The organism is Streptomyces sp. NPDC025793 (genome assembly GCF_055558375.1).
On record NZ_JBVHMR010000010.1, the window covers coordinates 91,201 to 115,263 of the forward strand.

A 24,063-nucleotide genomic window follows, 5' to 3' on the forward strand; every position below is an offset into this window, starting at 1 on the left:
ACGCGCCCGTCTCTGTTCGTTCCCGGGCGGAGTCGACGCTGTATCCGGGCTCTACCACCGGGTACTCTCAACCCGATATGAGCACCGAGAACCTTCCCCAGAGCCCTGAGCAGCCGTCGCGCAAGCCGCGCGTGGCCGTCGTGTTCGGCGGGCGCAGCTCCGAACACGGGATCTCCGTGGTCACCGCCGGCGCCGTCCTCAAGGCCATCGACCGGACCAAGTACGACGTCCTGCCGATCGGCATCACCCGGGACGGCCGGTGGGCCCTCACCGCCGACGAGCCGGAGCGGATGGCCATCACCGACCGCCGCACCCCCGACGTCGAGGAGCTGGCGGAGTCGCACGAGGGCGGCGTGGTGCTCCCCGTCGACCCCGCGAACCGCGAAGTCGTCTACAGCGAGCCCGGCTCCGTGCCCAAGGCGCTCGGCGAGGTCGACGTGGTCTTCCCGGTGCTGCACGGCCCCTACGGTGAGGACGGCACCCTTCAGGGCCTCCTGGAGCTGTCCGGCGTCCCGTACGTGGGCGCCGGCGTGCTCGCCTCGGCCGTCGGCCAGGACAAGGAGTACATGAAGCGGATCTTCACCTCCTTCGGGCTCAAGGTCGGCCCCTACGTGGTGATCCGCCCCCGTGAGTGGGCGCAGGACGAGTCCGCCGCCCGCAAGAAGATCGTCGACTTCGCGGGCGAGCACGGCTGGCCGCTGTTCGTGAAGCCCGCGCGCGCGGGTTCCTCGATCGGCATCACCAAGGTCGACGACCTGTCCGGCCTGGACGAGGCGATCGCCACCGCCCAGCAGCACGACCCGAAGATCCTCGTCGAGGCCGCCCTGCGGGGCCGCGAGATCGAGTGCGGCGTCCTGGAGTTCGAGGACGGCCCGCGCGCCTCCGTACCGGCCGAGATCCCGCCGCCGGACACGCACGCGTACTACGACTTCGAGGCCAAGTACATCGACTCCACGCCCGGCATCGTCCCGGCGCCGCTCACCGACGCGGAGACCGCCGAGGTGCGGCGGCTCGCGGTCGAGGCGTTCGAGGCCGCCTCCTGCGAGGGGCTGGTCCGCGCGGACTTCTTCCTCACCGAGGACGGCGAGTTCGTGATCAACGAGATCAACACCCTGCCCGGCTTCACGCCGATCTCGATGTACCCGCAGATGTGGCAGGCCACGGGCGTCGGCTACCCCGAGCTGATCGACCGCCTGGTGCAGGCCGCGCTGCGCCGCCCGACCGGGCTGCGCTGAGCAGCCCGCAGTTCACCCGCGCATGGAGGCGATCCCGCTCGGGATCGCCTTCTTCACGGCCGGCGCGATGTCCGTGAGCACCGCCGTGCCCTCGTCCTGCGCGGACATCCCCTTGGGCAGGCTGATCTGCACGTAGGCCACGCGGCTGGCCGTCGTGAACCGCCAGGTCCCGTCGCCCTGCTTCTCCATCAGCCAGTCGACGCCGTTCACCCCGCCCGCGATCGCGTCCGGGTCCCCCCCTTCCGCCACCTTCGGATCGACCATCTTCGGCGGCCGTACGACACCGCAGCGCAGTATGATCGCCGGGCCTCCCCAGCCCGCCGTGTAGGCGGACCGGGGTGCGGGGTCGTCACGGCTCCGTCCGTCGAGCTTCTGCGGCAGCACCTTGTGCAGGTCCCGGCACACCGGGGCCGTCTTCGCGTCGGGGGTGGGAACCGCCACCGAGGCGCTGTCGTCTGCCGAGGAACAGCCCGCGACCGCGATCAGCAGCGCGGGCGCGAGCAGGCCGAGGGGCCGGTGACGGAAGATGTTCACCGGCCAAGCGTAGACGGGGGCTACAGATGCACGACCGGACAGGTCAGGGTGCGCGTGATGCCGTCCACTTGCTGGACTTTCGCGACCACCATCCGACCGAGGTCGTCGACCGTGTCGGACTGTGCGCGCACGATGACATCGTACGGACCCGTCACGTCCTCGGCCTGGATCACTCCAGGGATCTTGCTGATCGTCTCGGCGACGGTCGACGCCTTGCCGACCTCCGTCTGGATCAGGATGTACGCCTGTACCACGGAACCTCCAGGGCGGCCACGAGGATCATGTGGGGAAAAGGAACGCCACGGTATCGCGTCGCCGCTCCCCGAGGGGAGACCTGCGGGAACCGGGCTTGCGCGCCAGGGTGCAGGCGCGACGGAGGTTGACGGTCGACCTCGACCGGGCGACGGTCATCTCGACCGTATCGGGGACACTGATGTCGCGCGACTGGGCACGACCAGCGACCAGGGACAGAAGGGGAGCAAGGGAAATGAAGGGCACTGTTGGTGAGCTCGGGGAGTTCGGGCTCATCAGGGAGCTCACCTCCCGTCTCACCACCACCCCGGCGGTCCGGATCGGCCCCGGCGACGACGCCGCGGTGGTCGCCGCGCCCGACCGGCGCGTGGTGGCGAGCACCGACATCCTGCTGGAGGGGCGGCACTTCCGCCGCGACTGGTCCACGGCCTACGACGTGGGACGCAAGGCGGCTGCCCAGAACCTCGCCGACATCGCCGCCATGGGCGCCGTGCCGACCGCGCTGCTGCTCGGCCTGGTCGTGCCCGCCGAACTCCCGGTGACCTGGCCGAGCGAGCTGATGGACGGCCTGCGCGACGAGTGCCAGGTCGCCGGCGCCTCGGTGGTCGGCGGGGACGTCGTACGCGGCGACACGATCATGGTGTCGATCACCGCGCTCGGCGATCTGCGCAACCAGGAGCCCGTCACGCGCGCGGGAGCCCAGCCCGGCGACCTGGTGGCCGTCACGGGCTGGCTGGGCTGGTCCGCGGCCGGTTACGCGGTCCTCTCGCGCGGCTTCCGCTCCCCCCGCGCCTTCGTCGAGGCCCACCGCCGCCCCGAGCCGCCGTACCACGCGGGCCCGGCGGCCGCCGGGCTCGGCGCGACCGCGATGTGCGACGTGAGCGACGGGCTGATCGCCGACCTCGGGCACATCGCCGAGGCCAGCAAGGTCCGTATCGACATCCGCTCCGGCGCGATCGACATCCCGACCCAGATGAACGACATCGGTCAGGCCGTCGGCGTCGACCCGCTCCAGTGGGTGCTGAGCGGGGGAGAGGACCACGCGATCGTCGCGACCTTCCCGCCGGACACCAAGCTGCCGGCCCGCTGGAAGGTCATCGGAGAGGTCCTCAACCCCTCCGCGCTGCCCCAGGTGACCGTCGACGGGGCGCCCTGGACCAGCAAGGGCGGCTGGGACCACTTCGGGGACATCGAGTCGTGATCCCGCGCGTACTGACGGTGGCCGGTTCCGACTCCGGCGGCGGCGCCGGCATCCAGGCCGACCTGAAGACGATGCTGGCGCTCGGCGTGCACGGCATGAGCGTGATCACGGCCGTGACCGCGCAGAACTCGCTGGGCGTGCAGGGCGCCTGGGAGCTGCCGGTGGCGGCGGTGCGGGCCCAGTACCGCAGCGTCGTGGACGACATCGGCGTCCAGGCCGTGAAGACCGGCATGCTGTCCTCGGCGGAACTGGTCGAGACGGTCGCCGAATTGATCTTGGGCACGGACGCCCCGGCCGTGGTCGACCCGGTCGGCGTCTCCAAGCATGGCGACCCGCTGCTGGCCGCCTCCGCGCTGGACTCCGTGCGCACGAAGCTGCTCCCGGCGGCCACCGTGGCGACCCCGAACCTCGACGAGGTGGCCCAACTCACAGGCGTGCGCGTCGAGTCGGAGGACGATCTGCGCCGGGCCGCGGTGGCGGTGCTGGAGTACGGGCCGCGCTGGGTGCTGATCAAGGGCGGGCATCTGGCCGGAGACGCCGTCGACCTGCTCACGGACGGCTCGGCGGAGCACTGGCTGCGGGCGCCCCGCCACGACAACCGGCACACGCACGGCACGGGCTGCACGCTGGCCTCCGCCATCGCGTCGGGCCTGGCGAAGGGGCGGAGCGTGCCGGAGGCCGTCACGGCGGCCAAGGAGTACGTCACGGGTGCGATCGCGGCCGGGTTCGCGCTGGGAGCGGGGATCGGGCCGGTGGACCACGGCTGGCGGTTCAGGTCGCCCGAGTGATCTCGCGAGAGCGGCAAGCGCGACTACGGCAAAAAGCCGGCCCACCGTGAGGTGGACCGGCTCAGTGCAGCGAACCAGCAGTGGCCGCGCGCTTAGCTGTGCGTCAGCGCGAGATCTTGCCGGCCTTGATGCACGAGGTGCAAGCGTTCACGCGCTTCGGCGTCCCGCCGACCACGGTACGCACACGCTGGATGTTCGGGTTCCAGCGGCGGGGCGTACGGCGGTGCGAGTGCGAGATGTTGTTGCCGAAGCCCGGCCCCTTGCCGCAGACGTCGCAGTTGGCAGCCACGGGTCACTCCAAAGACTTCAGATGCACTTACGGATAATCCCGGCATGCCGGGATCGAGATCGTACGACCTGAATCTGAGTGGCGTTGCCAGGGGAACGGCCCGATGTGGATCGGGCAACCGGAGCAGCATACAACGACTGCGTCCGTACAACGAAACTACCATGGCAGCTCAGGCCCCCGCCCCCGGCCCTCTTCCGCCGGACACCGGCCCGGGGTCTACGCTGCGTCCCACGTACGGCCGGCTCAAGGAGGCGCAGGTGGCGCAGGTGCCGCAGACATTCTTCGATGCTCTCGCGGTGCGCACCTGGTGCGGTCTGGCGCTCGGCGCACTCGGCCGGGCACGCGAGGAGATCGACGCGATCAACGTCTACCCCGTGGCCGACGGGGACACCGGCACGAACCTCTACCTCACCCTGGAATCGGCGGCCGCGACCGTGGAGGCCGTCTTCGCCGGGTACGAGACGGGCTCCGGGTCCGGACCCGGTCCGGGCGCCGGGGAGCCGACCCTCGCGGACGCCGTGCACGCGATGGCCCACGGCGCGCTCATCGGGGCCCAGGGCAACTCCGGGACGATCCTCGCGCAGCTGCTGCGGGGGATGGCCCAGGTGCTCGCGCGGGACGACGAGGCCGCTCGCGTCGACGGCGCCGGGCTGGGGCGGGCGCTGCGGCAGGCCGCCGACTCCGCCCGGCAGGCCGTCGCCCACCCGGTCGAGGGCACCGTGCTGACGGTCGCCTCGGCCGCCGCCGACGCCGCCGAGGGGGCCGAGGGCGACTGCGGGGCGGTCGCGTGGTCCGCCTACGAGGGCGCGCGGGCGGCCCTGGCGGCCACTCCGGGCCAGCTGGCGGTGCTGGGCCGGGCCGGGGTGGTCGACGCGGGCGGACGCGGCCTCGTGGCGGTCCTCGGCGCGCTCGTGGAGGCGTTCACGGGGGAGGCGGTGCCGGACGTGCCGGTGGCTCTTGCCGCTTCTCAGGGGCACGCGCGCGTAACGGCCGTTTGCGAGGCGGGGCCGTGTGACGACGGGCCCGGCGAGGACGGGCCCGCCTACGAGGTGATCTACCTGCTGGAGGCCGAGAACGGCGCCGTGGCCCGGCTCCGGGAACGGCTCGACGCGCTCGGCGACTCCCTGGTCGTGGTCGGCGGCGACGGGCTGTGGAACGTCCACGTGCACGTCGACGACGCCGGTGCCGCCGTGGAGGCGGGCGTGGAGGCCGGACGGCCGTACCGGATCCGGATCACGCACTTCGGGCTCGGGGACGCGCACACCGGGCGCGGCCGACCGCCACGCGAGCGCGTGCAGCGGGCCGTCGTCGCCGTCGTGCCCGGCGAGGGTCTGGCCGGGCTGTACGCCGAGGCCGGCGCGACCACCGTCCTCGCGCGCCCAGGGGAGCCGCCCGCCAGCGGGGAGCTGGTGCAGGCCCTTCGGCGGGCCCACGCGCGCGAGGTCGTCCTGCTGCCCAACGACGCCGAGCTGCGCCACACGGCCGCCGCGGCCGCCGAGCAGGCCCGCACCGAGGGCATCCGCGTGGCCCTGATCCCGACCCGCTCGGCGGTCCAGGGCATCGCCGCGCTCGCCGTGCACGAGCAGGGGCGCCGCTTCGACGAGGACGTCGTCCAGATGACCTCGGCGGCGGGCGCCACCCGCTACGCCGAGGTGGCCGTCGCCGAGCACGAGTCCTGGACGACGGCCGGCATCTGCCAGGCCGGGGACGTCCTCGGACTCATCGACGGCGACGTGGCGGTGATCGGCGCCGACGTCACCGCCACCGCCGTCACCGTCCTCGACCGCATGCTCCAGGCGGGCGGCGAGCTGGTCACCCTCGTCGTCGGCGACGAGGCCCCCGAGACCGTCGCCGAGCACCTCCAGGCCCGCGTCCGGGAGTCCTACCTCGCCGTCGACACCGTGGTGTACCGGGGCGGCCGGCAGGGCGCGCTGCTGCTCATCGGTGTGGAGTGAGGGTTTACCGTTCCAGCTCCAGCAGCTGCGCGGCCTCCGCCCGCCGCTCCCGCACCGTCTCGTCCCCGGCGTCCGCGTCGGCGTTCTCGTAGGCTTCGAGTACCGCACGCGCGCGTGCGGCCGCCTCGGCGGGCCGGCCGAGGTCGGCCTCCAGCCAGCCCGCGGCGAGTTCGGCACCGGTACGGCTGTCCAGCCCGTCCGCGCCGAGCACGCCGAACAGCGCCGCCGCCCGGTCCATCTGCGCCAGCGCGGCCTCGAACACCCCCTGGATCACACTGTCTTCGACCTCCTCGGCCTCCTCGGTCGCCGAGCGGGCCAGCAGATCGCCGAACTGGCGGTGCGTGGCGCCCAGTTCGGCGGTGAGCTGCTCCCGTACCACCGGATCCGCCGCGGCCTCCAGCGCGCCCTCGCAGGTGCGCACCGCCTGCGCCATCAGCTCCCGCGCACCCCGCGCGCCGGACTCCGCGCGCAGCGCCAGCCACGCGCGGGCGCGCAGCGAACGCACGAGGAAGTGCGGGTTGCCCAGCGCCCGCCACAGCTCGCCCGCGCGCGTGTACGCCTGCTCCGCCTCGTCCAGCAGCCCGGCGTTGCCCAGGGACTCGGCGGCGAGATGGGCGAGCGTGGCGTGGTCCTGCTGCTCGGGCCAGTGCCGGGCGAACTCGGCGGCCCGCAGCCGGCGTTCGGCGGCCCCCTGGTGATCGCCCAGCTCGCTCAGACAGTCGCCGAGCCACCACAACGCCTGGACGACGGGCCCGTCGCCGTGCGTCTCGGCGGACAGGTCCGCCAGGGCCGACTCCAGTACCTCGGCGGCCTCCGCGCAGCGGCCCCGGCGCAGCAGGAGGCCGCCCAGCTGCTGGCGCGCCCAGGAGCCCAGCGTGCCGCTCTCGCCCGCCTCGTCGGCCCAGTGCGCGGCCTGGAGGGCCTGTTCGGCGGCCTCGACGACATCGCCGCGCCCGCCGACGACCTCGGCGAGCTGGAGATGCAGCTGGGCCCGCCCGACCGGCTCCACGTACGCCCCGCCGTGCTCCAGCGCGGACCGCAGCGCGCGCTCGGCCGCGTCCGCGTCACCGGCCTGATGGGCGAGGGCGGCGACCTGTACCTCGTACTCCACGGCGAACCACGGCAGTCCGGCGTCGACATAGGCGGCGGCCGCCTCGCGGAACAGCGCCGCCGCTTGCCCGGCGTCCCCGCGCGCCCCCGCCAGCTCGGCCAGCATCGCCCGCGCCTCCGCGGCCCGCGCGGCCAGCCGCACATCGTCCGCCCCCCGCCCGTCCACGAGCGCGAGCACCTCCCGCACAGCCCGCTCGGCCCGTGCCACGGCATCACCCCGCGCCGCTGCACCGGGCCCACTCGAACCGGCCTCCTCGGACGCCGGACCGTCCGATGCCGATCCCCCGGGTGCCAGCCCGCCGGGTGCCTGCCGCTCGGCCGCGGGCCGGCTCGATCCGGTCGCTTCGGACGCCGGTACGCCCGGATCGGCCCCTTCGGACGCCGGTCCGTCCGACGCGGGTTTTCCGGGTGCCGTTTCCTCGGGCCCCGGCTGGCCGGGTGCCTGCCGCTCGGCCGCGGGTCGGCTCGATCCGGTCGCTTCGGACGCAGGTCTGTCCGATGCCGATCCCTCGGGCGCCGACCCATCGGGTGCCTGCCGCTCGGCCGCGGGCCCGCTCGATCCGGTCTCTTCGGACGCCGGTACGCCCGGATCGGCCCCTTCGGACGCCGGTCCGTCCGACGCGGCTTCGGTCTCCTCGCGTGCGGGCTTCTCGCCTGCGGGCTCCTCGAACACCGCTGCCTCGTGTACGCCCCGCATCAGGATCCGTGCCCGGCTCATCGCCACCGAGGCCGTCTGCCGCAGACCGGTGCCCTCATCGGCGTACAGGGCGAGGATCTCGTCGTACAGGGCCGTGACGCAGGTCAGGGCGGCCGTCACCTCGCCCGTCAGGGCGCGGACGTAGGCGCCACGCGCGCGTGCGCCCAGTGCCTCGCCGGGGTCGCCGGCCTCCGCGTACAGCTCCGCCGCCCGTGCGAACAGCGCGACGCCCTCGGGGCCGCGGGCCATCGCCTCGTGGTCGGTGATCTCCGCGCGGGCCCGCGGCTCCAGCTCCGCGCCCCGCGCCGCCTCCGCGACCGCCGCCCAGGCCTCCAGGGCGTGCGGGCGCAGCGTCTCCGACAGGCGCCGGGCCTCGGCGAGCAGAGCGGGCAGGCCGGGTGCCGCCGCGGTCCCGGAGGGCGCGGGAGGTGCCACCGGCGCCGCTGCGGTGCGGGGCGTACGGATGCCCAGCGGGAGCCGGTCGGCCAGCGGCCGCTGGGCCATACGCGCGCGTGCCCGGTCGCCGACGTACGCCGTGCCGTTGCGCCGGTCGAACCGCTCGGCCAGCGCCAGCGCCTCCGCGCGCGCGTGGACCGCGAGTTCGCCCGCCGTCCAGGTCCGCCCGGCCGGCCCCGGCACCCGCCGGTCGCCGAGGCCCCGCTCGGTCAGCCGGTCCATGAGCAGCGTCACCACGGCCATGAAGTCCAGCAGGCTGCGCGGATGCCCGGTGTCGGTGAAGTACGCCGGCCGCTCGGCGAGCAGCTCCAGACCGCGCGCCTCGTTGCCGCTCAGCGCACAGAACTCCACATGGTCGGCGTACGCACCCCGCATCGACTCCATCGGGCGTACGAGGCGAAAGCCCCGCAGGTGATGCGCCCGGGCCTCGTCCAGGCGGCCCAGGCGCAGCAGCGGGGCCAGGGAGGACGCCAGCACGGTGTGCGGTTCGTGCGCGCACGCGAACTCGCCCGCCAGCACCGGCCGCCACAGCTCCAGGGCCTCCTCGTCCCGGCCGAGCGTCACCTGCCATTCACCCTGCCCGTGCAGCTCGCACGCGTGGCAGTCGGCCATCTCGTCCCGGTCGGCGGCCAGCCACGCGGCGTACGCCCGCTCCGCGCGCGCGTGGTCCCCGACGTGCGCGGCCACGCTGAACTCCGCGCTGCGCACGGCCCGTTCGGAGTGTCCGGCGAGCCGGTAGCGGTGCGCCATCTCGCCGAGCCACTTCTCGACCGAGGCGAGCGGCACGTGCGGCTGGTCGAGCATGCCCGCCGACATCCACTTGAAGACCCAGTGCAGCGAGTGCGCCTCGTATGCGTCGAAGTCCTCCGGCCGTTCGTCCCACATGCGCAGCAGCCGCGCGAACGGGACGAACATCTTGTCCTTCTCGGAGCTGTAGTTGTAGACCTTCAGCTGGTGTCCGAGCGCCTCGATCACGGCGAGCGGGACGTCCAGCCGCTCGGCGTCGGCCAGCAGCCGCTCCGCGCGCGCGTTGCGGGCGGGCCCTTCCGGCTGCTCGGAGTTCTCCGCCATCGCCCGGCGCAGCGCGTCGAGGTCCGTGACCCCGTCGCTCCCGCCGGTCCCGTCCGTGCCGTCGATTCCGCTCATCGGTGATCGTCCTCTCCCCGAGCCCCCTGAGCGGACTCTCCGTGCGTGGCCCATTCCAGGAGGCCGAGGAACGCCCGGTTGAGCAGCGCCGAGTCGGCCGGCCGCAGCGGGCGCTGCGCCATCAGCAGGGCCTGCCCGTACAGCGACTCGGTGGCGGTGCCGATCAGTTCCGGGTCCGCCAGCGAACCGATGCGCCGCACCAGCGGGTTGAGATGGTTGAGCACCAGACGCGCGCGCGGGGCGCTGCCGCGCAGCGAGCCCAGGATGCCCGCCCACAGGTCGTCGGCCCGCTCCTCGGCGTCCGCGCGCGCCTGCTCGTGCCGGGCGCCCCGGTCGTCCAGGTGCAGCGCGGGCACGGACAGCGGGTGGAAGGCCCGCAGCACGACGTCGCAGCCCAGCGGGTCGAGCTTGGCCCGCGCGGCCGCCAGGAAGCCCGACAGCGCCAGCTCCTCGGCCGGGTCCACGGAGTCCAGGTGCGCGGTCACGGTGTCCGCGTCCAGCTCGGCGACCACCGTCCCCGGCCGCACCGACGGCAGCGCCTCGACCAGCTCGCTGTCGTACGTGTAGCCGCCGTTGACGACGCCCACGCCCTGCGCGGACGCGATCGGCGCGACCTGCCGGTACTCCTCGACGGTCCGCGTGAAGTGCACCACCGGGTGGCGCTGCGCGAACTCCTCCAGGGACAGGTGCCCGTCGGTCGTCTCGAACGGCAGCCACGGCAGCATCGTGCGCAGCATCCCGGCATCGTGCCGGGCCAGGGACTTGACCCCCAGGTGGTGCACGGCGAGGAAGGCCCGCAGCCGCTCCGGATCACCGGCGGCGAGCCCCGTGAGCCAGGAGCGGATCCGGTCGCCGAGCGCGTCGCGGACCGCGGCCAGCGTCTCGTCCTCGTACAGCGACTCGCGCGAGGCCGTGGGCCGCAGGCTGTCGGTGTCCAGCACGCAGCGCACGAAGAACGCCCAGTCCGGCAGCACCTGTTCGGCCCGCTCGGTCAGCAGCATGCCCTTGAGATGCACCCGGTGCCGCGCCCGCTGGGCCGGTCCGACCGAGGCCGGAAGCACGTACGCCACCCCGCGGATCCCGGCCAGCGGCACGTCCAGGTCGATCGAGTCCAGCGGCGCGAACCCGAACAGCTCCCGGCAGTGCCGGGCCAGCGCCACCCTTCGGCCCGCCGGGCTCGGATACGGCCGGTCCCAGGGCGCGGGCAGCTCGGTGACCGGCTCCTCGCCGACCCGGACGTCGTACGGCAGCAGCGAGCCGAAGTCCCGGGCCAGGGTCAGGACCCGCTCGGGCGCGAGCCACTCGGCGGCGCCCGGACGCGCGGTCAGGTACACGGTGGTGCCCGGCTCGGGCCGCGCCGGGCCGTCCAGCGTGCGCACGGTGTACGACCCGTCGTCGCGCGCCGTCCACTCGACCGGCGGCGCGTCGGGCGTACGGGCGCTGCGGCTGACGACGCGGATCCGCTCGGCGACCACGAAGCAGGCGAGCAGCCCGATGCCGAACTGGCCGAGGAAGCCGGAGCGCGCCTCCCGCAGGCCCTCGGCCCGCTTGGAACTGCGCCCGATGGTGGCCAGCAGCTCGTGCACGTCCGCCTCGGTGAGCCCGATGCCGCTGTCCTCGACGCGCAGCCCGCCGTCCACCGGGTGCAGCCGGACCAGCGCCGGGGCGTCCGGCTGCTCGGCCCGCCGCGCGGTGACCGCGTCGACCGCGTTCTGCAGCAGCTCGCGCAGATAGACCTTGGGGCTGGAGTAGAGGTGATGGGAGAGCAGGTCCACCAGACCGCGCAGGTCGACCTGGAACGTGTGAGGCGGGTGAGGTTGGTGGGGTGACCGGGATGCCTGGGATGACTGTGAGGTCTGGGATTCCATCGTCACTGCGCCGGAGGGGGGACGCGTGCGGCGCGGGGTCGGGCGGTCCCGGATGGGGCGGTGACCGCGGAAAGGGGGCCGGAGCGCGCCATCCTAGGGCCGGATCAGCGCGCCTGACCAGGTCTTTCCCTGATTTTGACGGCATGGCGGGACGAATGCGCAGGGCAGCGCGCACGGCGGCCGGGCAAGGCGGTGCTACGGCATTGTCAGTGCCGTGGTGTGCAATGGATCTCGTGCCCGCACTGGAAGAACCCCTGAAGCAGCCCCTGAAGTCAGTGCTCGGCCCCGCCACCGCGAAGGTGATGGCCGAGCACCTCGGCCTGGACACCGTCGGCGACCTCCTGCACCACTACCCGCGCAGATACGAGGAGCGCGGCCAGCTCACCCACCTCGCCGACCTCCCCATGGACGAGCACGTCACGGTGGTCGCCCAGGTCGCCGACGCCCGGCTGCACACGTTCGCCTCCGCCAGGGCGTCGCGCGGCAAGGGCCAGCGCCTGGAGGTCACGATCACCGACGGCAGCGGCCGGCTCCAGCTGGTCTTCTTCGGCAACGGCGTGCACAAGCCGCACAAGGAGCTGCTGCCGGGCACGCGCGCGATGTTCGCCGGCAAGGTCTCCGTCTTCAACCGCCGCCTCCAACTGGCCCATCCCGCCTACGAACTGCTGCGCGGCGACAGCGAGGAAACGGTCGAGAGCTGGGCCGGCGCCCTGATCCCGATCTACCCGGCCACCGCCAAGCTGGAGTCCTGGAAGATCGGCAAGGCGGTCCAGACGGTGCTGCCCGCCGCCCAGGAGGCCGTCGACCCGCTGCCGGGCCCGCTCCTCGAAGGCCGCGGCCTGCTCCCGCTCCCCGAGGCACTGCTCAAGATCCACCGCCCGCACACCAAGGCGGACATCGCCGACGCCCGCGCCCGGCTGAAGTGGGACGAGGCCTTCGTCCTCCAGGTGGCCCTGGCCCGCCGCCGCCACGCGGACGCCCAGCTCCCGGCCGTCCCCCGCAGGCCCCGGCCCGACGGCCTCCTCACGGCCTTCGACGACCGCCTCCCCTTCACCCTCACCGAGGGCCAGCAGAAGGTCTCCCGCGAGATCTTCGACGACCTCGCCACGGAACACCCGATGCACCGCCTGCTCCAGGGCGAGGTGGGATCGGGGAAGGCGCAGCCACTGGACTCGCTCGTCCTGACGCCCATGGGGTTCAGGCGGATGGGAGACGTGAGGGAGGGCGACGAGGTCATCGTGCCCGACGGAGATGTCGCCCTGGTCAACGGAGTCTTCCCACAGGGAGAGCGCGAAGTGTGGCGCATGGTGTTGTCCGACGGGAGCTCCGTGGAATGCGATGACGAGCACCTCTGGATCGTCGGCACGAGTTGCGGGTGGCAGCGCGGTCAGCCGCCGAAGGTGATGACCGCGAGGGAAATCCGGCACGACCTGTTCGAAGCCGACGGCTCGCCGAAGTGGTACATCCCGGTGGCCACGCCGGTGGACCTCGGCGACGACTCGGGACTCCCGCTGGACCCGTATCTGTTCGGACTCCTCCTGGGCGACGGTTCGTTCCGGCACGACCTGCGCCTGTCCACCGAGGACGCGGAGATCCACGACGCCGTCGCGGCTTCCGTGGCTCCGGACTGCCGCCTCGTGGCGGTCCAGGGCTCCCGGTGCGACTACACGATCCAGCCGGCGCAGCGCGCGGGCGGCGTCCGGAACCCGGTGATCCAGGTCCTGCGTGACCTCGGTCTCCGGGGCCTGACGTCCCACGACAAGTTCATCCCCGACGACTTCAAGAACGCGTCGATCAAGAATCGGCTTGCTCTCCTGCAAGGGCTACTGGACACGGACGGCACGATTCACCGGGACGGGATGAGCATCTCCCTGTGTTCGGCCTCGCGCAGGCTCGCGGACGACGTCGCCTGGATCGTGCGGTCTTTGGGCGGCCGGGCGCGGGTGCTGCCGCAGGGATCCGCCTTCAACGTCTCGGTCGCGCTGCCCGACGAGTTCGCCCCCTTCCGGCTCACACGCAAGGCGGAGCGCGTGCGGCCACGTCCGAAGTGCAACACCTTCAGGCGCGGCATCCGGGCGGTGGAGTATGTGGGCCGGAAACCGGTCCAGTGCATCAGCGTCGCGCACTCCAGTCACGCGTACGTCACCGACCACTTCTCGGTGACCCACAACACCATGGTCGCCCTGCGCGCCATGCTCGCCGTCGTCGACGCGGGCGGGCAGGCGGCCATGCTGGCGCCCACCGAGGTGCTCGCCCAGCAGCACCACCGGTCGATCACGGAGATGATGGGCGAGCTGGCCGAGGGCGGCATGCTGGGCGGCGCCGAGCAGGCCACCAAGGTCGTCCTGCTCACCGGCTCCATGGGCGCCGCCGCCCGCCGCCAGGCGCTGCTCGACCTGGTCACCGCCGAGGCCGGCATCGTCATCGGCACGCACGCGCTCATCGAGGACAAGGTCCAGTTCCACGACCTGGGCCTGGTCGTGGTCGACGAACAGCACCGCTTCGGCGTCGAACAGCGCGACGCCCTGCGCGGCAAGGGCAAGCAGCCGCCCCACCTCCTCGTCATGACGGCCACCCCCATCCCGCGCACGGTCGCCATGACCGTCTTCGGCGACCTGGAGACCTCGGTCCTCGACCAGCTCCCGGCCGGCCGCTCACCCATCGCCAGCCATGTCGTCCCGGCCGCCGACAAGCCCCACTTCCTCGCCCGCGCCTGGGAGCGGGTGCGCGAGGAGGTGGCGAACGGCCACCAGGCGTACGTCGTCTGCCCCCGCATCGGCGACGACATCGACGAGGCCGACGCCAAGAAGACCAAGAAACCGTCCCCCGAGGACGAGGCGGAGAAGCGCCCGCCGCTCGCGGTCCTCGACGTGGCCGACCAACTGGCCAGGGGCCCCCTCCAGGGGCTCACGGTCGAGGTGCTGCACGGCCGTATGCACCCCGACGACAAGGACGCGGTCATGCGCCGCTTCGCGGCCGGCGACACCGACGTCCTGGTGGCCACCACGGTCATCGAGGTCGGCGTCAACGTCCCCAACGCCACGGCCATGGTCATCATGGACGCCGACCGCTTCGGCGTCTCCCAGCTCCACCAGCTCCGCGGCCGCGTCGGCCGCGGCTCGGCCCCCGGCCTGTGCCTGCTGGTCACCGAGATGCCCGAGGCGAGCGCGGCCCGCCAGCGGCTGAACGCGGTCGCCGCCACACTCGACGGCTTCGAGCTCTCCCGCATCGACCTCGAACAGCGCCGCGAGGGCGACGTCCTCGGCCAGGCCCAGTCCGGCGCCCGCAGCAGCCTGCGCGTCCTCGCCGTCATCGAGGACGAGGAGGTCATCGCGGAGGCGAGACAGGAGGCGACGGCGGTGGTGAGCGCGGACCCGGAGCTGGAGCACCTGCCGGGCCTGCGGACGGCGCTGGCCGCCCTGCTGGACGACGAGAGGGAGCAGTACTTGGAAAAGGGATGAAGCGGCCTGCCACACTGAATCCGTCACCACCCCCGACCAAGGACCGAAGATGACCCGCGTGATCGCCGGCACCGCCGGCGGACGTCGCCTGGCCGTACCGCCCGGCACCGGAACCCGGCCCACCTCCGACCGCGCCCGCGAAGGTCTCTTCTCCACCTGGCAGTCCCTCCTCGGCGGCCCCCTCGACGGCGAACGGGTCCTCGACCTCTACGCCGGCTCGGGCGCCGTGGGCCTGGAGGCGCTCTCCCGCGGCGCGAGCCACACGCTCCTCGTGGAAGCCGACGCCCGCGCGGCGAGGACCGTCCGCGACAACGTCAGGAACCTCGGCCTGCCCGGCGCCGAAGTGCGCGCGGGCAAAGCGGAACAAGTCATCAGAACCGCACCCCCCGCCGAGCCGTACGACCTCGTCTTCCTCGACCCTCCGTACGCCGTCACGGACGACGATCTTCGCGAGATTCTGCTCACACTCCGCTCCGAACGCTGGCTCACCGAAGAAGCCCTCGTCACCGTGGAGCGCAGCACCAGAGGCGGAGAATTCCGCTGGCCCGACGGATTCGCACCACTGAGGTCCCGTCGCTACGGCGAGGGAACGTTTTGGTACGGTCGCGCCGCCTCTACGTGCGAAGACGCACGATGACCGGACCGGAGAGCGAGGGATCACAAGTGCGCCGCGCCGTCTGTCCCGGGTCGTTCGACCCCATCACCAACGGACACCTCGACATCATCGCCCGCGCCTCGCGCCTCTACGACGAGGTCTACGTCGCGGTGATGATCAACAAGTCCAAGAAGGGCCTGTTCGAGATCGAGGAGCGGATCGAGCTGATCCGCGAGGTCACCGCCGAGTACGACAACGTGCGCGTCGAGGCCTTCCACGGCCTCCTGGTCGACTTCTGCAAGCAGCGCGAGATCCCGGCCATCGTCAAGGGCCTGCGCGCCGTCAGTGACTTCGACTACGAACTGCAGATGGCTCAGATGAACATCGGGCTCACGGGCGTCGAGACGCTGTTCGTGCCCACCAACCCCACATACAGCTTCCTGTCCTCCTCCCTGGTGAAGGAGGTCGCGGCCTGGGGCGGCGACGTCTCGCACCTGGTGCCCGCCCCGGTGCTGCAGGCCCTCAACAAGCGCCTGCACAAGGACTGATGGGACCGATGGGACTACAGTCGTCCCGTCCGTCTCCAACCCGGCTGTAGAGAGTGGCGAGCACAGGTGGACGTGCAGAAGAAGCTCGACGAGATCGTCTCCGCGGTCGCCGGCGCCCGGGCCATGCCCATGTCGGCCTCGTGCGTGATCAACCGCGCCGAGCTGCTCGCGCTGCTGGAAGAGGTGCGCCAAGCCCTGCCCGGCTCCCTCGCGCAGGCGCAGGAGCTGATCGGCGGCCGTGAGCAGATGGTCGAGCAGGCCCGCCAGGAGGCCGAGCGGATCATCGAGGGCGCGCACGCCGAGCGCGGCTCGCTGATCTCCGACACCGAGATCGCCCGCCGTTCCCAGTCGGAGGCCGACCGGATCCTCGCCGAGGCCCGCCAGGAGGCCGAGGAGGTCCGCGCCGAGGCCGACGACTACGTCGACTCCAAGCTCGCCAACTTCGAGGTCGTCCTCACCAAGACCCTCGGCTCGGTCGGCCGCGGCCGCGAGAAGCTGCTCGGCACCGGCCCCGGCCTGGACGAGAACGGCTACGAGGACGAGGACGCCCCCGAGCGCAGCCACGACCCGGAGACCCTGCGCCACACCGCCGACCAGTACGTCGACGCCAAGCTGGGCGCCTTCGAGGCGGTCCTCGCCAAGACCCTGGAGGCCGTCGGCCGCGGCCGGCAGAAGCTGCACGGCCGGATCGCCACGGACGACCTCGGCGCCCTCGCCGACGACACCACGACCTTCCAGCACTCCAGCGACGCCGACTACCTCGCCGACCTCGCGGCCCTCGCCGAGCAGGACGCCCCGGCCGAGCGCCAGGACCGGCCGGCGCAGCAGCAGCCCCAGCAGCCGTCCTACGAGCCGCAGCCGGCGTACGGCTACCAGCAGCAGCCGGACCCGTACGCGGCCTTCCCGCAGCAGACCCAGGCCGGCTACGGCTACCAGCAGGCCGACCCCTACGCCTACCAGGGCTCCTACGATCCCCAGCAGGCCGCCTACGACCCCCAGCAGTCCCAGCAGTCCCAGCAGTCCCACCAGCACCAGGGACAGCAGGGCTACGCCCTCGACGAGACCAGCCTCTTCGACACCGGCATGATCAGCGCGGAGCAGCTGCGGGCGTACGAGCAGGGCCGGGGCCTGTAGACAGGGCCGGATTGGGCCGAGAGCGAAAGGTCCAGTATCCTGGCTCTTCGGTCGCGCGTATGTCCGCGATCAGCGCTGCCCGGAACACCGAAGGGCGGCGTCCCTCCGAGTTCGAAGATCGAAAGCAGGAATGGCTCCCAACGCCCGCCTCGACCACCGCAACCCTCTCGTGTTCGACACACACGAGCTGGGGCGGCGTCCTGGCGCGCTCCAGCGCCTGACCCGCACGATCGACTCTCCCGCGGATCTCGGGATCCAGGGAGTCATCGGAGTGCCCGAGGGCGCCCCGCTGGAGCTCGAACTCCGCCTTGAGTCGGTCATGGAAGGGGTGCTCGTCACAGGCACCGCCCGTGCACTGGCCGAGGGGGAGTGCGTAAGGTGTCTGGAGCCGGTCGAGCAGCAGCTCGAAGCGGACTTCCAGGAACTGTTCTCGTACCCTGACGCCGACGACCGGGGCCGCGTGATCGCGGAACCGGGCGACGACGCCGAGGACGACGAGGACAGGTTCTTCCTCGAGGACGGACTCTTCGACCTCGAACCTCTGCTGCGCGACGCGGTGGTGCTCGCACTGCCGATGCAGCCGGTGTGCCAGGAAGACTGCCAGGGCCTGTGCTCCGAGTGCGGAGCGCGGCTCACGGACGACCCGGACCACCATCACGACGCCGTCGACATCCGTTGGGCGGCTTTGCAGGGACTCGCCGGTTCACTCGAAGACGGCGAGAAGGACGAGATGAGCGGCGCTGACGCGGAAGCGGGCGTCGACGAGAAGCAGGAGAAGTAGCCGTGGCTGTTCCGAAGCGGAAGATGTCGCGCAGCAACACGCGCCACCGCCGGTCGCAGTGGAAGGCTGCGGTCCCCACCCTGGTTGCGTGCGAGCGCTGCCACGAGCCCAAGCAGCAGCACATCGCGTGCCCGTCTTGCGGCACCTACAACAAGCGCCAGGTCCTCGAAGTCTGAGCGGCCAGGTGAGAGGCACTGTGTCCACGCCCAAGAAGAACTCTTCCCGTGCGAGCGGGAGCCCGGCGGACAACCAGGCCTCGTCCCACACGCTTCTGGAAGGGCGGCTCGGCTATCAGCTTGAGTCCGCCCTTCTGGTGCGCGCGCTGACCCACCGCTCGTACGCGTACGAGAACGGCGGTCTGCCGACGAACGAGCGGCTGGAGTTCCTCGGGGACTCCGTGCTCGGCCTCGTCGTCACGGACACGCTGTACCGCACCCACCCCGACCTGCCCGAAGGCCAGCTGGCCAAGTTGCGGGCCGCGGTGGTCAACTCGCGTGCGCTGGCGGAGGTCGGCCGTGGCCTCGATCTGGGCGCCTTCATCCGGCTCGGCCGCGGTGAAGAGGGCACAGGAGGCCGGGACAAGGCGTCCATCCTCGCCGACACCCTGGAAGCGGTGATCGGCGCGGTCTATCTCGACCAGGGCCTCGACGCGGCGTCCGAGCTGGTGCACCGGCTCTTCGACCCGCTGATCGAGAAGTCCTCCAACCTCGGTGCCGGCCTGGACTGGAAGACCAGTCTCCAGGAGCTGACCGCGATCGAGGGGCTCGGCGTGCCCGAGTACCTGGTCACGGAGACCGGCCCCGACCACGAGAAGACCTTCACTGCTGCCGCCCGCGTCGGAGGCGTCTCGTACGGCACCGGCACCGGCCGCAGCAAGAAGGAGGCGGAGCAGCAGGCCGCCGAGTCCGCCTGGCGGGCCATCAAGGCCGCCGCGGACGAGCGCGCCAGGGCCGCCGAGGCGGCCGACGAAGCCTCCGGGGCCGACGCCGAGGACGGCGAGTCCTCGTCCGCTCCGGCCTGACCCACAGCAGTACGAGCGCCCGCACCGCCGTTCCCGGCGGGCGGGCGCTCGGCTCATCCACCGCTCCGTGCGAGCGCTCTGTACGGGGGTCCCGATGCCCGAGTTGCCCGAGGTCGAGGTCGTACGGCGCGGTCTCGCGCGCTGGGTGGCCCAGCGCACCGTCGCCGAGGTCGAGGTGCTGCACCCGCGCGCCGTACGGCGGCACATCGCGGGCGCCGACGACTTCGCGCACCGCCTCAAGGGCCGGCACATCGGCACCCCCAGCCGCCGCGGCAAGTACCTGTGGCTGCCGCTGGAGGAGACGAACCAGTCCGTCCTCGCCCACCTCGGCATGAGCGGCCAGCTGCTGGTGCAGCCGCACGAGGCGCCGGACGAGAAGCACCTGCGCATCCGCGTCCGGTTCGCGGACTCCCTCGGCACGGAGCTGCGCTTCGTCGACCAACGCACCTTCGGCGGGCTGTCGTTGCACGACAACACCCCCGACGGCCTGCCCGACGTCATCGCGCACATCGCCCGCGACCCCCTCGACCCCCTGTTCGACGACGAGGCCTTCCACCGGGCGCTGCGCCGCAAGCGCACCACCATCAAGCGGGCCCTGCTCGACCAGTCGCTGATCAGCGGCGTCGGCAACATCTACGCGGACGAGGCGCTGTGGCGCGCCCGCGTCCACTACGAGCGCCCGACGGCGAACTTCACCCGCCCGGTCACCCAGGAACTCCTCGGCCACGTCCGGGACGTCATGAACGCGGCGCTCGCCGTCGGCGGCACCAGCTTCGACAGCCTGTACGTCAACGTCAACGGCGAGTCGGGCTACTTCGACCGGTCCCTGGACGCGTACGGCCGCGAGGGCGAGCCCTGCGGGCGGTGCGGTACGCCGATCCGCCGCCGCCCGTGGATGAACCGGTCGAGCTACTTCTGCCCGAAGTGTCAGAGGGCGCCGCGCGTCTCGTCGTAACGCGCGCGTGCCGTGAGCACGTCGTCCATCGCGCCCTCCACGCAGTGGATGAGGGCGAGCAGCCGCCCGGCGACCTCGCGGCCCAGCGCGGTCAGTTCGTAGTCCACGCGCGGCGGGTTCGTCGGCTGTGCCTCGCGGTGCACCAGTCCGTCGCGCTCCAGCGCGTGCAGCGTCTGGGACAGCATCTTCTCGCTCACCCCGTCGACCCGGCGGCGCAGCTCGTTGAAGCGCAGCGACCCCTCGTACAGCGCGCCGAGCGTCAGCCCGCCCCAGCGGCCCGTGACGTGCTCCAGCGTCGCGCGCGACGGGCAGGCCTTGGCGAAGACGTCGTACGCGAGGGTGTCCGCGAGGTGGTCCTGTTCCTGGGGCGTGGCGCTCATGACAGAAGGATACGCACACGCAGCGCTAACCACCAGGTTGCACTAACTGGAAGTTAGTGCTTTCCTGGGGTCACTGCTTTTGAGCTGCCAACTCGCCCTCCGGGCTGTCCGATCGAGGAGTCTGTCGTGACCACCCCTGTCGTTTCCATCGCCTACCACTCCGGCTTCGGCCACACCGCCGTCCTCGCCGAGGCCGTGCGCGCCGGCGCCGCCGAAGCGGGTGCCGAGGTGCACCTGATCAAGGTCGACGAGATCACCGACGAGCAGTGGGAGACGCTGGACCGCTCCGACGCGATCGTCTTCGGCTCGCCCACCTACATGGGCACCGCCTCCGGTGCCTTCCACGTCTTCGCCGAGGGCACCTCGGGCCGCTGGTTCACCCGCGCCTGGCAGGACAAGCTGGCCGCCGGCTTCACCAACTCGGCCTCCAAGAGCGGCGACAAGCTGCACACCCTCCAGTTCTTCCAGACCCTCGCCGCCCAGCACGGCATGCACTGGGTCAACCTCGGTCTGCTCCCCGGCTGGAACGCCAGCACCGCCTCCGAGAACGACCTCAACCGCCTCGGCTTCTTCGCCGGCGCCGCCGCGCAGAGCAACAACGACCAGGGTCCCGAGGGCGTCCACAAGGCGGACATCGCCACCGCCGAGCACCTGGGCCGCCGGGTGACGGAGACGGCGCTGGTGTTCACGCGCGGTCGCAGCGCCGCCTGAGGCCGCCGGAGATTCGGGGGGAAATACGGGAGACGGGGGCGGGCCGGGTCGCATACGGTCCCGGCATGCCCGAGCTGTGCCTGCTCCGCCCGGACCATGCCCCCGCGCTCCTCGCCTTCGAACGGGAGAACCGGGCGTACTTCGCCGCGTCCGTCCCGGACCGGGGTGACGACTTCTTCGCCCGGTTCGACGAGCGGCTGCGCGCCCTGCTGGTGGAGCAGGAAGCGGGAGAGTGCTACTTCCACGTGGTGGCCGGCGCCGACGGTGAAGTACTGGGGCGGGTCAACCTCGTGGACGTGGCCGACGGCGGCGCCGAACTCGGCTATCGCGTCGCCGAGCACGCGGCCGGACAGGGGCTGGCCACCTGGGCTGTCCGCGAGGTGTGCGTGCTCGCCGCCGAGCGGTACGGCCTGAGCGTCCTGCGCGCCGCAGCCGCCCTCGACAACCCGGCCTCGCGCACGGTTCTGACCCGCACCGGCTTCACCGTCACCGGCGAGACCCGGCTCCCGCACAGCGGCCGCCCAGGGCTGACCTACCGCCGCGCTCTGTGAGCCTCGGTGACCGTGAGCCTCAGTAACCGAAGTCCTGCGTCCACCAAGGGCCGCCCGTACCGAGGTGGACACCGACGCCGAGGGTCTTGAAGTCGCAGTTCAGGATGTTGGCCTTGTGACCGGGGCTGTTCATCCAGGCCGTCATCACGGCCTGGGCGTCCGCCTGGCCGCGGGCTATGTTCTCGCCGCCGAGATTGCTGATCCCGGCCGCCGAGGCCCGGTCCCACGGCGACTTGCCGTCCGGGTCGGTGTGGTCGAAGAAGCCCCGCGCGGCCATGTCGTCGCTGAACGCCTCGGCCAGCCTGGTCAGTGAGGAGTTCGCCGCGAGCGGGCTGCACCCGACCTTCGACCGCTCCTGGTTGACGAGCCTCAGCACCTCCGCCTCGGCGGCGCTCCGCGCCGACACCGACGCCGGCGCGGCGCTCGCCGCGGGCGCCTTGCTCGCCGTACGCGACGGGCTGCTCGCCGGCCGGGACGCGGTGGCCCGGGGGGCCGGGATCCCGCCCGCCGTCCTGGACGGGGTGGCCGAGGGGGAGGCCGACGTCGAGGCGGATGCGGAGGCGGACGGGCTCGGGGACGCCGGGCGCGTCGCGGTCCTGCCGACGCCGACGTCACCCTCGCGGTGGTCGGCGCCGCCCGACGTGCCGCCCTGCTCGGTCGCCGTGTTGCCCGGCGAGCCGGCCGCCTGCACCGAGTCGCTGCCGGTGTCCGTGCTGCCGCCGAGTCTGTAGTGCTCCAGCCCCGGCACCACGCCCGTGGCCACCGCGGCCGTGCCGAGCAGGGCGGCGGCGGCCGTGCCGAGCAGGCCCACGCGCACCGGCCCGCCGGCCCTCTTGCGGCGCCTGCGGCGGGAGGAGTCGCCGTCCGGCGTGAACCCGCCGCCCGCCACGGAGCCCGCACCACCGCCGTCGGCGAACGGATAGGCGGCCCGGGGGTTCGCCTTCGCATAGGCCTCCGGGTTCAGGTACGGCGCGATGCCCTTGGGTATCCCGTCCCGCCGGTACAGCTCCAGGGCGTACGGGTCCTGCGTGTACATGTCCGTCGTGTACGGGTCCCGTGCGTACGAGTCCGTCGCGTACGCGTCCCGCGTGTACGGGTCCGGTGGGCCGTCGCTCCCGGTGGCGGAGATGTCCGTGTGCGTGACCCCCGCGGCGCGTCCCTCGGCGGCGCGGCCGGCGGCGGAGCGTCGGTGCCGTCCCATCCCCTTGCCCTCTTCCTCGTCCTCGTGGGCTCCCCGGTGCCTGGTGGCGCCTGACTCCCCCTGGCCCACCCGACTCACTCGATCGAGTGAGTTTCATATGAGATGCATTGGGTGGGGACGGTACCCCATGGCGTCGGGAGGCGACGTGTCCCGAGCGACATCGGCCGGTTAGGTTGCACCCATGAGCGAGGATGTACGGCTGGTCGCCTGGGTGCGTGGACGCGTCCAAGGTGTGGGTTTTCGTTGGTTCACGCGTGCGAAGGCGCTGGAGATCGGCGGCCTGAGTGGTTTTGCTCTCAATTTGGCCGACGGCCGGGTCCAGGTGGTCGCGGAAGGGCCGCGCGAGGACTGCGAGGGGCTGCTCGACTGGCTCCAGGGCACCGACACGCCCGGGCGCGTGGAAGGCGTCACCGAGATCTGGGACACACCTCGCGGCGGCTACGACGGCTTCGCCATTCGCTGACCGGGGTCCGCGACGCCGCACCGGCGGGCGCGCGAAGAGCTGCCGGGCGCGTGTGCGGAGGGTGGAAATGGCCTGGTGGTTGCCAAGAAGAGCCCGGCATGGCAGGCTCCCCTGCTACGACTGATCGACACGCCCCGAGGCACCGGAAGAGTCGCCGCGCCGCCGATTTCCCGGCCGCGTGCCCCCGGTTCGCCCGCCAATACGGGGTGTGATCGTGTTGACCGTCAAACTTTTTGGTGAGACGCTGAAAGCCCCGCGCACCTTAGCTGTTTGGCATGAAGCAACAGCAGAGCAACACCCGGATGTGCCAAGCACCGCGGGTGCGAATCCCTCACGACCCACACCGCATCGGTCGGTCACTCAGTGTGGAGGACCATCCATCATGGCAAAGGCGCTTCTCGGTTACGTCGGCGGCTCCGACCCTCGACTCCTCGCCGAGATGCGACGGTTGCAGCAGCGCGTCCAGGACCTGGAGTCCGAGCTCGTACGGATCCAGGCGGAGAACGACGCGCTGACGGCTGCCGCCTCTCAGGACAGGATCATGGAGAGCATCGACGCACACCAGGCGGAGCCTGCGCTCACCTGATTACTGCATCGCTCCACGACAGCAGTCGCAGTCATCGGGCTGCCGATTCAACCGCTCAGTCGACCGGACGGCTGCAACCCAGTCGTCAGAGTTGCAAGGGACGCTCCGGCGTCCCTTCCTTCTTTCTTCTTGCCCCCGCATGCTT

The 24,063-nt window shown here is 72.2% G+C and carries 23 protein-coding genes; 16 read left to right on the forward strand and 7 right to left on the reverse strand.

Features of this window, described 5'->3' with window-relative positions; genetic code table 11:
- Nucleotides 1–77 precede the first annotated feature (77 nt).
- Nucleotides 78–1,235 carry a D-alanine--D-alanine ligase family protein gene (locus tag ACZ4MF_RS20635; RefSeq protein WP_362823229.1) on the forward strand — a complete coding sequence of 386 codons (1,158 nt, stop codon included), beginning with the start codon at nucleotides 78–80 and terminating at the stop codon, nucleotides 1,233–1,235.
- Nucleotides 1,236–1,247: 12 nt separating this feature from the next.
- Here ACZ4MF_RS20635 and ACZ4MF_RS20640 read toward each other — a convergent pair whose 3' ends face one another.
- The gene (locus ACZ4MF_RS20640; protein ID WP_467493405.1) at nucleotides 1,248–1,769 is read right to left on the reverse strand and encodes a DUF3515 domain-containing protein; all 522 of its coding nucleotides are present in this window, start codon (nucleotides 1,767–1,769) and stop codon (nucleotides 1,248–1,250) included.
- A 20-nt stretch (nucleotides 1,770–1,789) separates the two neighbouring features.
- Nucleotides 1,790–2,023, reverse strand: coding sequence for an Lrp/AsnC family transcriptional regulator (locus ACZ4MF_RS20645; protein ID WP_053137604.1), 234 nt, complete (start codon nucleotides 2,021–2,023; stop codon nucleotides 1,790–1,792).
- A gap of 233 nt (nucleotides 2,024–2,256) precedes the next feature.
- Between ACZ4MF_RS20645 and ACZ4MF_RS20650 the strand changes: the two genes are divergently transcribed.
- Both ACZ4MF_RS20650 and thiD read left to right on the forward strand, forming a co-directional pair.
- Nucleotides 2,257–3,222 (forward strand): thiamine-phosphate kinase, encoded by a 966-nt coding sequence (locus ACZ4MF_RS20650; protein WP_071370695.1) that lies wholly within the window; start codon nucleotides 2,257–2,259, stop codon nucleotides 3,220–3,222.
- A complete protein-coding gene (thiD, locus tag ACZ4MF_RS20655) occupies nucleotides 3,219–4,010 on the forward strand; it encodes a bifunctional hydroxymethylpyrimidine kinase/phosphomethylpyrimidine kinase (RefSeq protein WP_467493406.1) in 792 nt (263 codons plus the stop codon). Before ACZ4MF_RS20650 ends, thiD begins: the two co-directional genes overlap by 4 nt.
- Before the next feature lie 103 nt (nucleotides 4,011–4,113).
- Here thiD and rpmB read toward each other — a convergent pair whose 3' ends face one another.
- Nucleotides 4,114–4,299 carry a 50S ribosomal protein L28 gene (rpmB, locus tag ACZ4MF_RS20660; RefSeq protein ID WP_361630678.1) on the reverse strand — a complete coding sequence of 62 codons (186 nt, stop codon included), beginning with the start codon at nucleotides 4,297–4,299 and terminating at the stop codon, nucleotides 4,114–4,116.
- 257 nt (nucleotides 4,300–4,556) lie between these two features.
- On the opposite strand from rpmB, the gene ACZ4MF_RS20665 reads away from it, so the two are divergent.
- On the forward strand, nucleotides 4,557–6,254 hold the full coding sequence (locus ACZ4MF_RS20665) for a DAK2 domain-containing protein (RefSeq protein WP_467493528.1): 1,698 nt from the start codon (nucleotides 4,557–4,559) through the stop codon (nucleotides 6,252–6,254).
- 4 nt (nucleotides 6,255–6,258) lie between these two features.
- Here ACZ4MF_RS20665 and ACZ4MF_RS20670 read toward each other — a convergent pair whose 3' ends face one another.
- Together ACZ4MF_RS20670 and ACZ4MF_RS20675 are read right to left on the reverse strand one after the other, a co-directional pair.
- Entirely contained in the window at nucleotides 6,259–9,663 is a 3,405-nt protein-coding gene (locus ACZ4MF_RS20670; protein WP_467493407.1) for a tetratricopeptide repeat protein, read from the reverse strand.
- Nucleotides 9,660–11,531: an HSP90 family protein gene (locus ACZ4MF_RS20675; protein WP_467493408.1), complete on the reverse strand. Its 1,872-nt coding sequence runs from the start codon at nucleotides 11,529–11,531 to the stop codon at nucleotides 9,660–9,662. Before ACZ4MF_RS20675 ends, ACZ4MF_RS20670 begins: the two co-directional genes overlap by 4 nt.
- Before the next feature lie 224 nt (nucleotides 11,532–11,755).
- On the opposite strand from ACZ4MF_RS20675, the gene ACZ4MF_RS20680 reads away from it, so the two are divergent.
- From ACZ4MF_RS20680 to mutM, 8 genes are all read left to right on the forward strand, one after another.
- Entirely contained in the window at nucleotides 11,756–14,992 is a 3,237-nt protein-coding gene (locus ACZ4MF_RS20680) for a helicase-related protein (protein WP_467493409.1), read from the forward strand.
- A gap of 49 nt (nucleotides 14,993–15,041) precedes the next feature.
- Nucleotides 15,042–15,629 carry a 16S rRNA (guanine(966)-N(2))-methyltransferase RsmD gene (gene rsmD, locus ACZ4MF_RS20685; RefSeq protein WP_356024606.1) on the forward strand — a complete coding sequence of 196 codons (588 nt, stop codon included), beginning with the start codon at nucleotides 15,042–15,044 and terminating at the stop codon, nucleotides 15,627–15,629.
- Nucleotides 15,630–15,655: 26 nt separating this feature from the next.
- Entirely contained in the window at nucleotides 15,656–16,135 is a 480-nt protein-coding gene (coaD, locus tag ACZ4MF_RS20690; RefSeq protein ID WP_467493529.1) for a pantetheine-phosphate adenylyltransferase, read from the forward strand.
- A 66-nt stretch (nucleotides 16,136–16,201) separates the two neighbouring features.
- Nucleotides 16,202–17,269, forward strand: coding sequence for an ATP synthase F0 subunit B (locus tag ACZ4MF_RS20695; protein ID WP_467493410.1), 1,068 nt, complete (start codon nucleotides 16,202–16,204; stop codon nucleotides 17,267–17,269).
- A 130-nt stretch (nucleotides 17,270–17,399) separates the two neighbouring features.
- The gene (locus ACZ4MF_RS20700) at nucleotides 17,400–18,050 is read left to right on the forward strand and encodes a YceD family protein (protein WP_467493411.1); all 651 of its coding nucleotides are present in this window, start codon (nucleotides 17,400–17,402) and stop codon (nucleotides 18,048–18,050) included.
- Nucleotides 18,051–18,052: 2 nt separating this feature from the next.
- Entirely contained in the window at nucleotides 18,053–18,226 is a 174-nt protein-coding gene (gene rpmF, locus ACZ4MF_RS20705) for a 50S ribosomal protein L32 (protein WP_003951102.1), read from the forward strand.
- An 8-nt stretch (nucleotides 18,227–18,234) separates the two neighbouring features.
- A complete protein-coding gene (rnc, locus tag ACZ4MF_RS20710) occupies nucleotides 18,235–19,071 on the forward strand; it encodes a ribonuclease III (protein WP_376289285.1) in 837 nt (278 codons plus the stop codon).
- Between the two features lie 94 nt (nucleotides 19,072–19,165).
- Nucleotides 19,166–20,026 carry a bifunctional DNA-formamidopyrimidine glycosylase/DNA-(apurinic or apyrimidinic site) lyase gene (mutM, locus tag ACZ4MF_RS20715; RefSeq protein ID WP_376289283.1) on the forward strand — a complete coding sequence of 287 codons (861 nt, stop codon included), beginning with the start codon at nucleotides 19,166–19,168 and terminating at the stop codon, nucleotides 20,024–20,026.
- Here the strand turns inward: mutM and ACZ4MF_RS20720 are convergent.
- Nucleotides 19,999–20,406, reverse strand: coding sequence for a winged helix-turn-helix transcriptional regulator (locus ACZ4MF_RS20720; protein WP_356024596.1), 408 nt, complete (start codon nucleotides 20,404–20,406; stop codon nucleotides 19,999–20,001). The genes mutM and ACZ4MF_RS20720 overlap by 28 nt on opposite strands.
- A 126-nt stretch (nucleotides 20,407–20,532) precedes the next feature.
- Between ACZ4MF_RS20720 and ACZ4MF_RS20725 the strand changes: the two genes are divergently transcribed.
- Both ACZ4MF_RS20725 and ACZ4MF_RS20730 read left to right on the forward strand, forming a co-directional pair.
- A complete protein-coding gene (locus ACZ4MF_RS20725) occupies nucleotides 20,533–21,117 on the forward strand; it encodes a flavodoxin family protein (RefSeq protein WP_467493412.1) in 585 nt (194 codons plus the stop codon).
- A 65-nt stretch (nucleotides 21,118–21,182) separates the two neighbouring features.
- Nucleotides 21,183–21,668 (forward strand): GNAT family N-acetyltransferase, encoded by a 486-nt coding sequence (locus tag ACZ4MF_RS20730; RefSeq protein WP_467493413.1) that lies wholly within the window; start codon nucleotides 21,183–21,185, stop codon nucleotides 21,666–21,668.
- 19 nt (nucleotides 21,669–21,687) lie between these two features.
- Here the strand turns inward: ACZ4MF_RS20730 and ACZ4MF_RS20735 are convergent, their stop codons facing one another.
- On the reverse strand, nucleotides 21,688–22,869 hold the full coding sequence (locus ACZ4MF_RS20735) for a CAP domain-containing protein (RefSeq protein WP_467493414.1): 1,182 nt from the start codon (nucleotides 22,867–22,869) through the stop codon (nucleotides 21,688–21,690).
- A 181-nt stretch (nucleotides 22,870–23,050) separates the two neighbouring features.
- Here ACZ4MF_RS20735 and ACZ4MF_RS20740 point away from each other — a divergent pair, with 181 nt between their 5' ends.
- Both ACZ4MF_RS20740 and ACZ4MF_RS20745 read left to right on the forward strand, forming a co-directional pair.
- Nucleotides 23,051–23,332: an acylphosphatase gene (locus tag ACZ4MF_RS20740; protein WP_356024586.1), complete on the forward strand. Its 282-nt coding sequence runs from the start codon at nucleotides 23,051–23,053 to the stop codon at nucleotides 23,330–23,332.
- Between the two features lie 382 nt (nucleotides 23,333–23,714).
- Nucleotides 23,715–23,918 (forward strand): hypothetical protein, encoded by a 204-nt coding sequence (locus ACZ4MF_RS20745; protein WP_023546484.1) that lies wholly within the window; start codon nucleotides 23,715–23,717, stop codon nucleotides 23,916–23,918.
- Nucleotides 23,919–24,063 lie beyond the last annotated feature (145 nt).

Excerpts from the sequence above, each read along its gene's own strand:
- ACZ4MF_RS20730 (WP_467493413.1), top strand. The coding sequence starts at position 21,183 with ATGCCCGAGCTGTGCCTGCTCCGCCCGGACCATGCCCCCGCGCTCCTC.
- ACZ4MF_RS20650 (WP_071370695.1), top strand. The coding sequence starts at position 2,257 with ATGAAGGGCACTGTTGGTGAGCTCGGGGAGTTCGGGCTCATCAGGGAG.
- ACZ4MF_RS20680 (WP_467493409.1), top strand. The coding sequence starts at position 11,756 with ATGGATCTCGTGCCCGCACTGGAAGAACCCCTGAAGCAGCCCCTGAAG.
- ACZ4MF_RS20745 (WP_023546484.1), top strand. The coding sequence starts at position 23,715 with ATGGCAAAGGCGCTTCTCGGTTACGTCGGCGGCTCCGACCCTCGACTC.
- ACZ4MF_RS20670 (WP_467493407.1), bottom strand. The coding sequence starts at position 9,663 with ATGAGCGGAATCGACGGCACGGACGGGACCGGCGGGAGCGACGGGGTC.
- ACZ4MF_RS20720 (WP_356024596.1), bottom strand. The coding sequence starts at position 20,406 with ATGAGCGCCACGCCCCAGGAACAGGACCACCTCGCGGACACCCTCGCG.
- ACZ4MF_RS20635 (WP_362823229.1), top strand. The coding sequence starts at position 78 with ATGAGCACCGAGAACCTTCCCCAGAGCCCTGAGCAGCCGTCGCGCAAG.
- ACZ4MF_RS20735 (WP_467493414.1), bottom strand. The coding sequence starts at position 22,869 with ATGGGACGGCACCGACGCTCCGCCGCCGGCCGCGCCGCCGAGGGACGC.
- ACZ4MF_RS20675 (WP_467493408.1), bottom strand. The coding sequence starts at position 11,531 with ATGGAATCCCAGACCTCACAGTCATCCCAGGCATCCCGGTCACCCCAC.
- ACZ4MF_RS20700 (WP_467493411.1), top strand. The coding sequence starts at position 17,400 with ATGGCTCCCAACGCCCGCCTCGACCACCGCAACCCTCTCGTGTTCGAC.
- rsmD (WP_356024606.1), top strand. The coding sequence starts at position 15,042 with ATGACCCGCGTGATCGCCGGCACCGCCGGCGGACGTCGCCTGGCCGTA.
- mutM (WP_376289283.1), top strand. The coding sequence starts at position 19,166 with ATGCCCGAGTTGCCCGAGGTCGAGGTCGTACGGCGCGGTCTCGCGCGC.
- ACZ4MF_RS20740 (WP_356024586.1), top strand. The coding sequence starts at position 23,051 with ATGAGCGAGGATGTACGGCTGGTCGCCTGGGTGCGTGGACGCGTCCAA.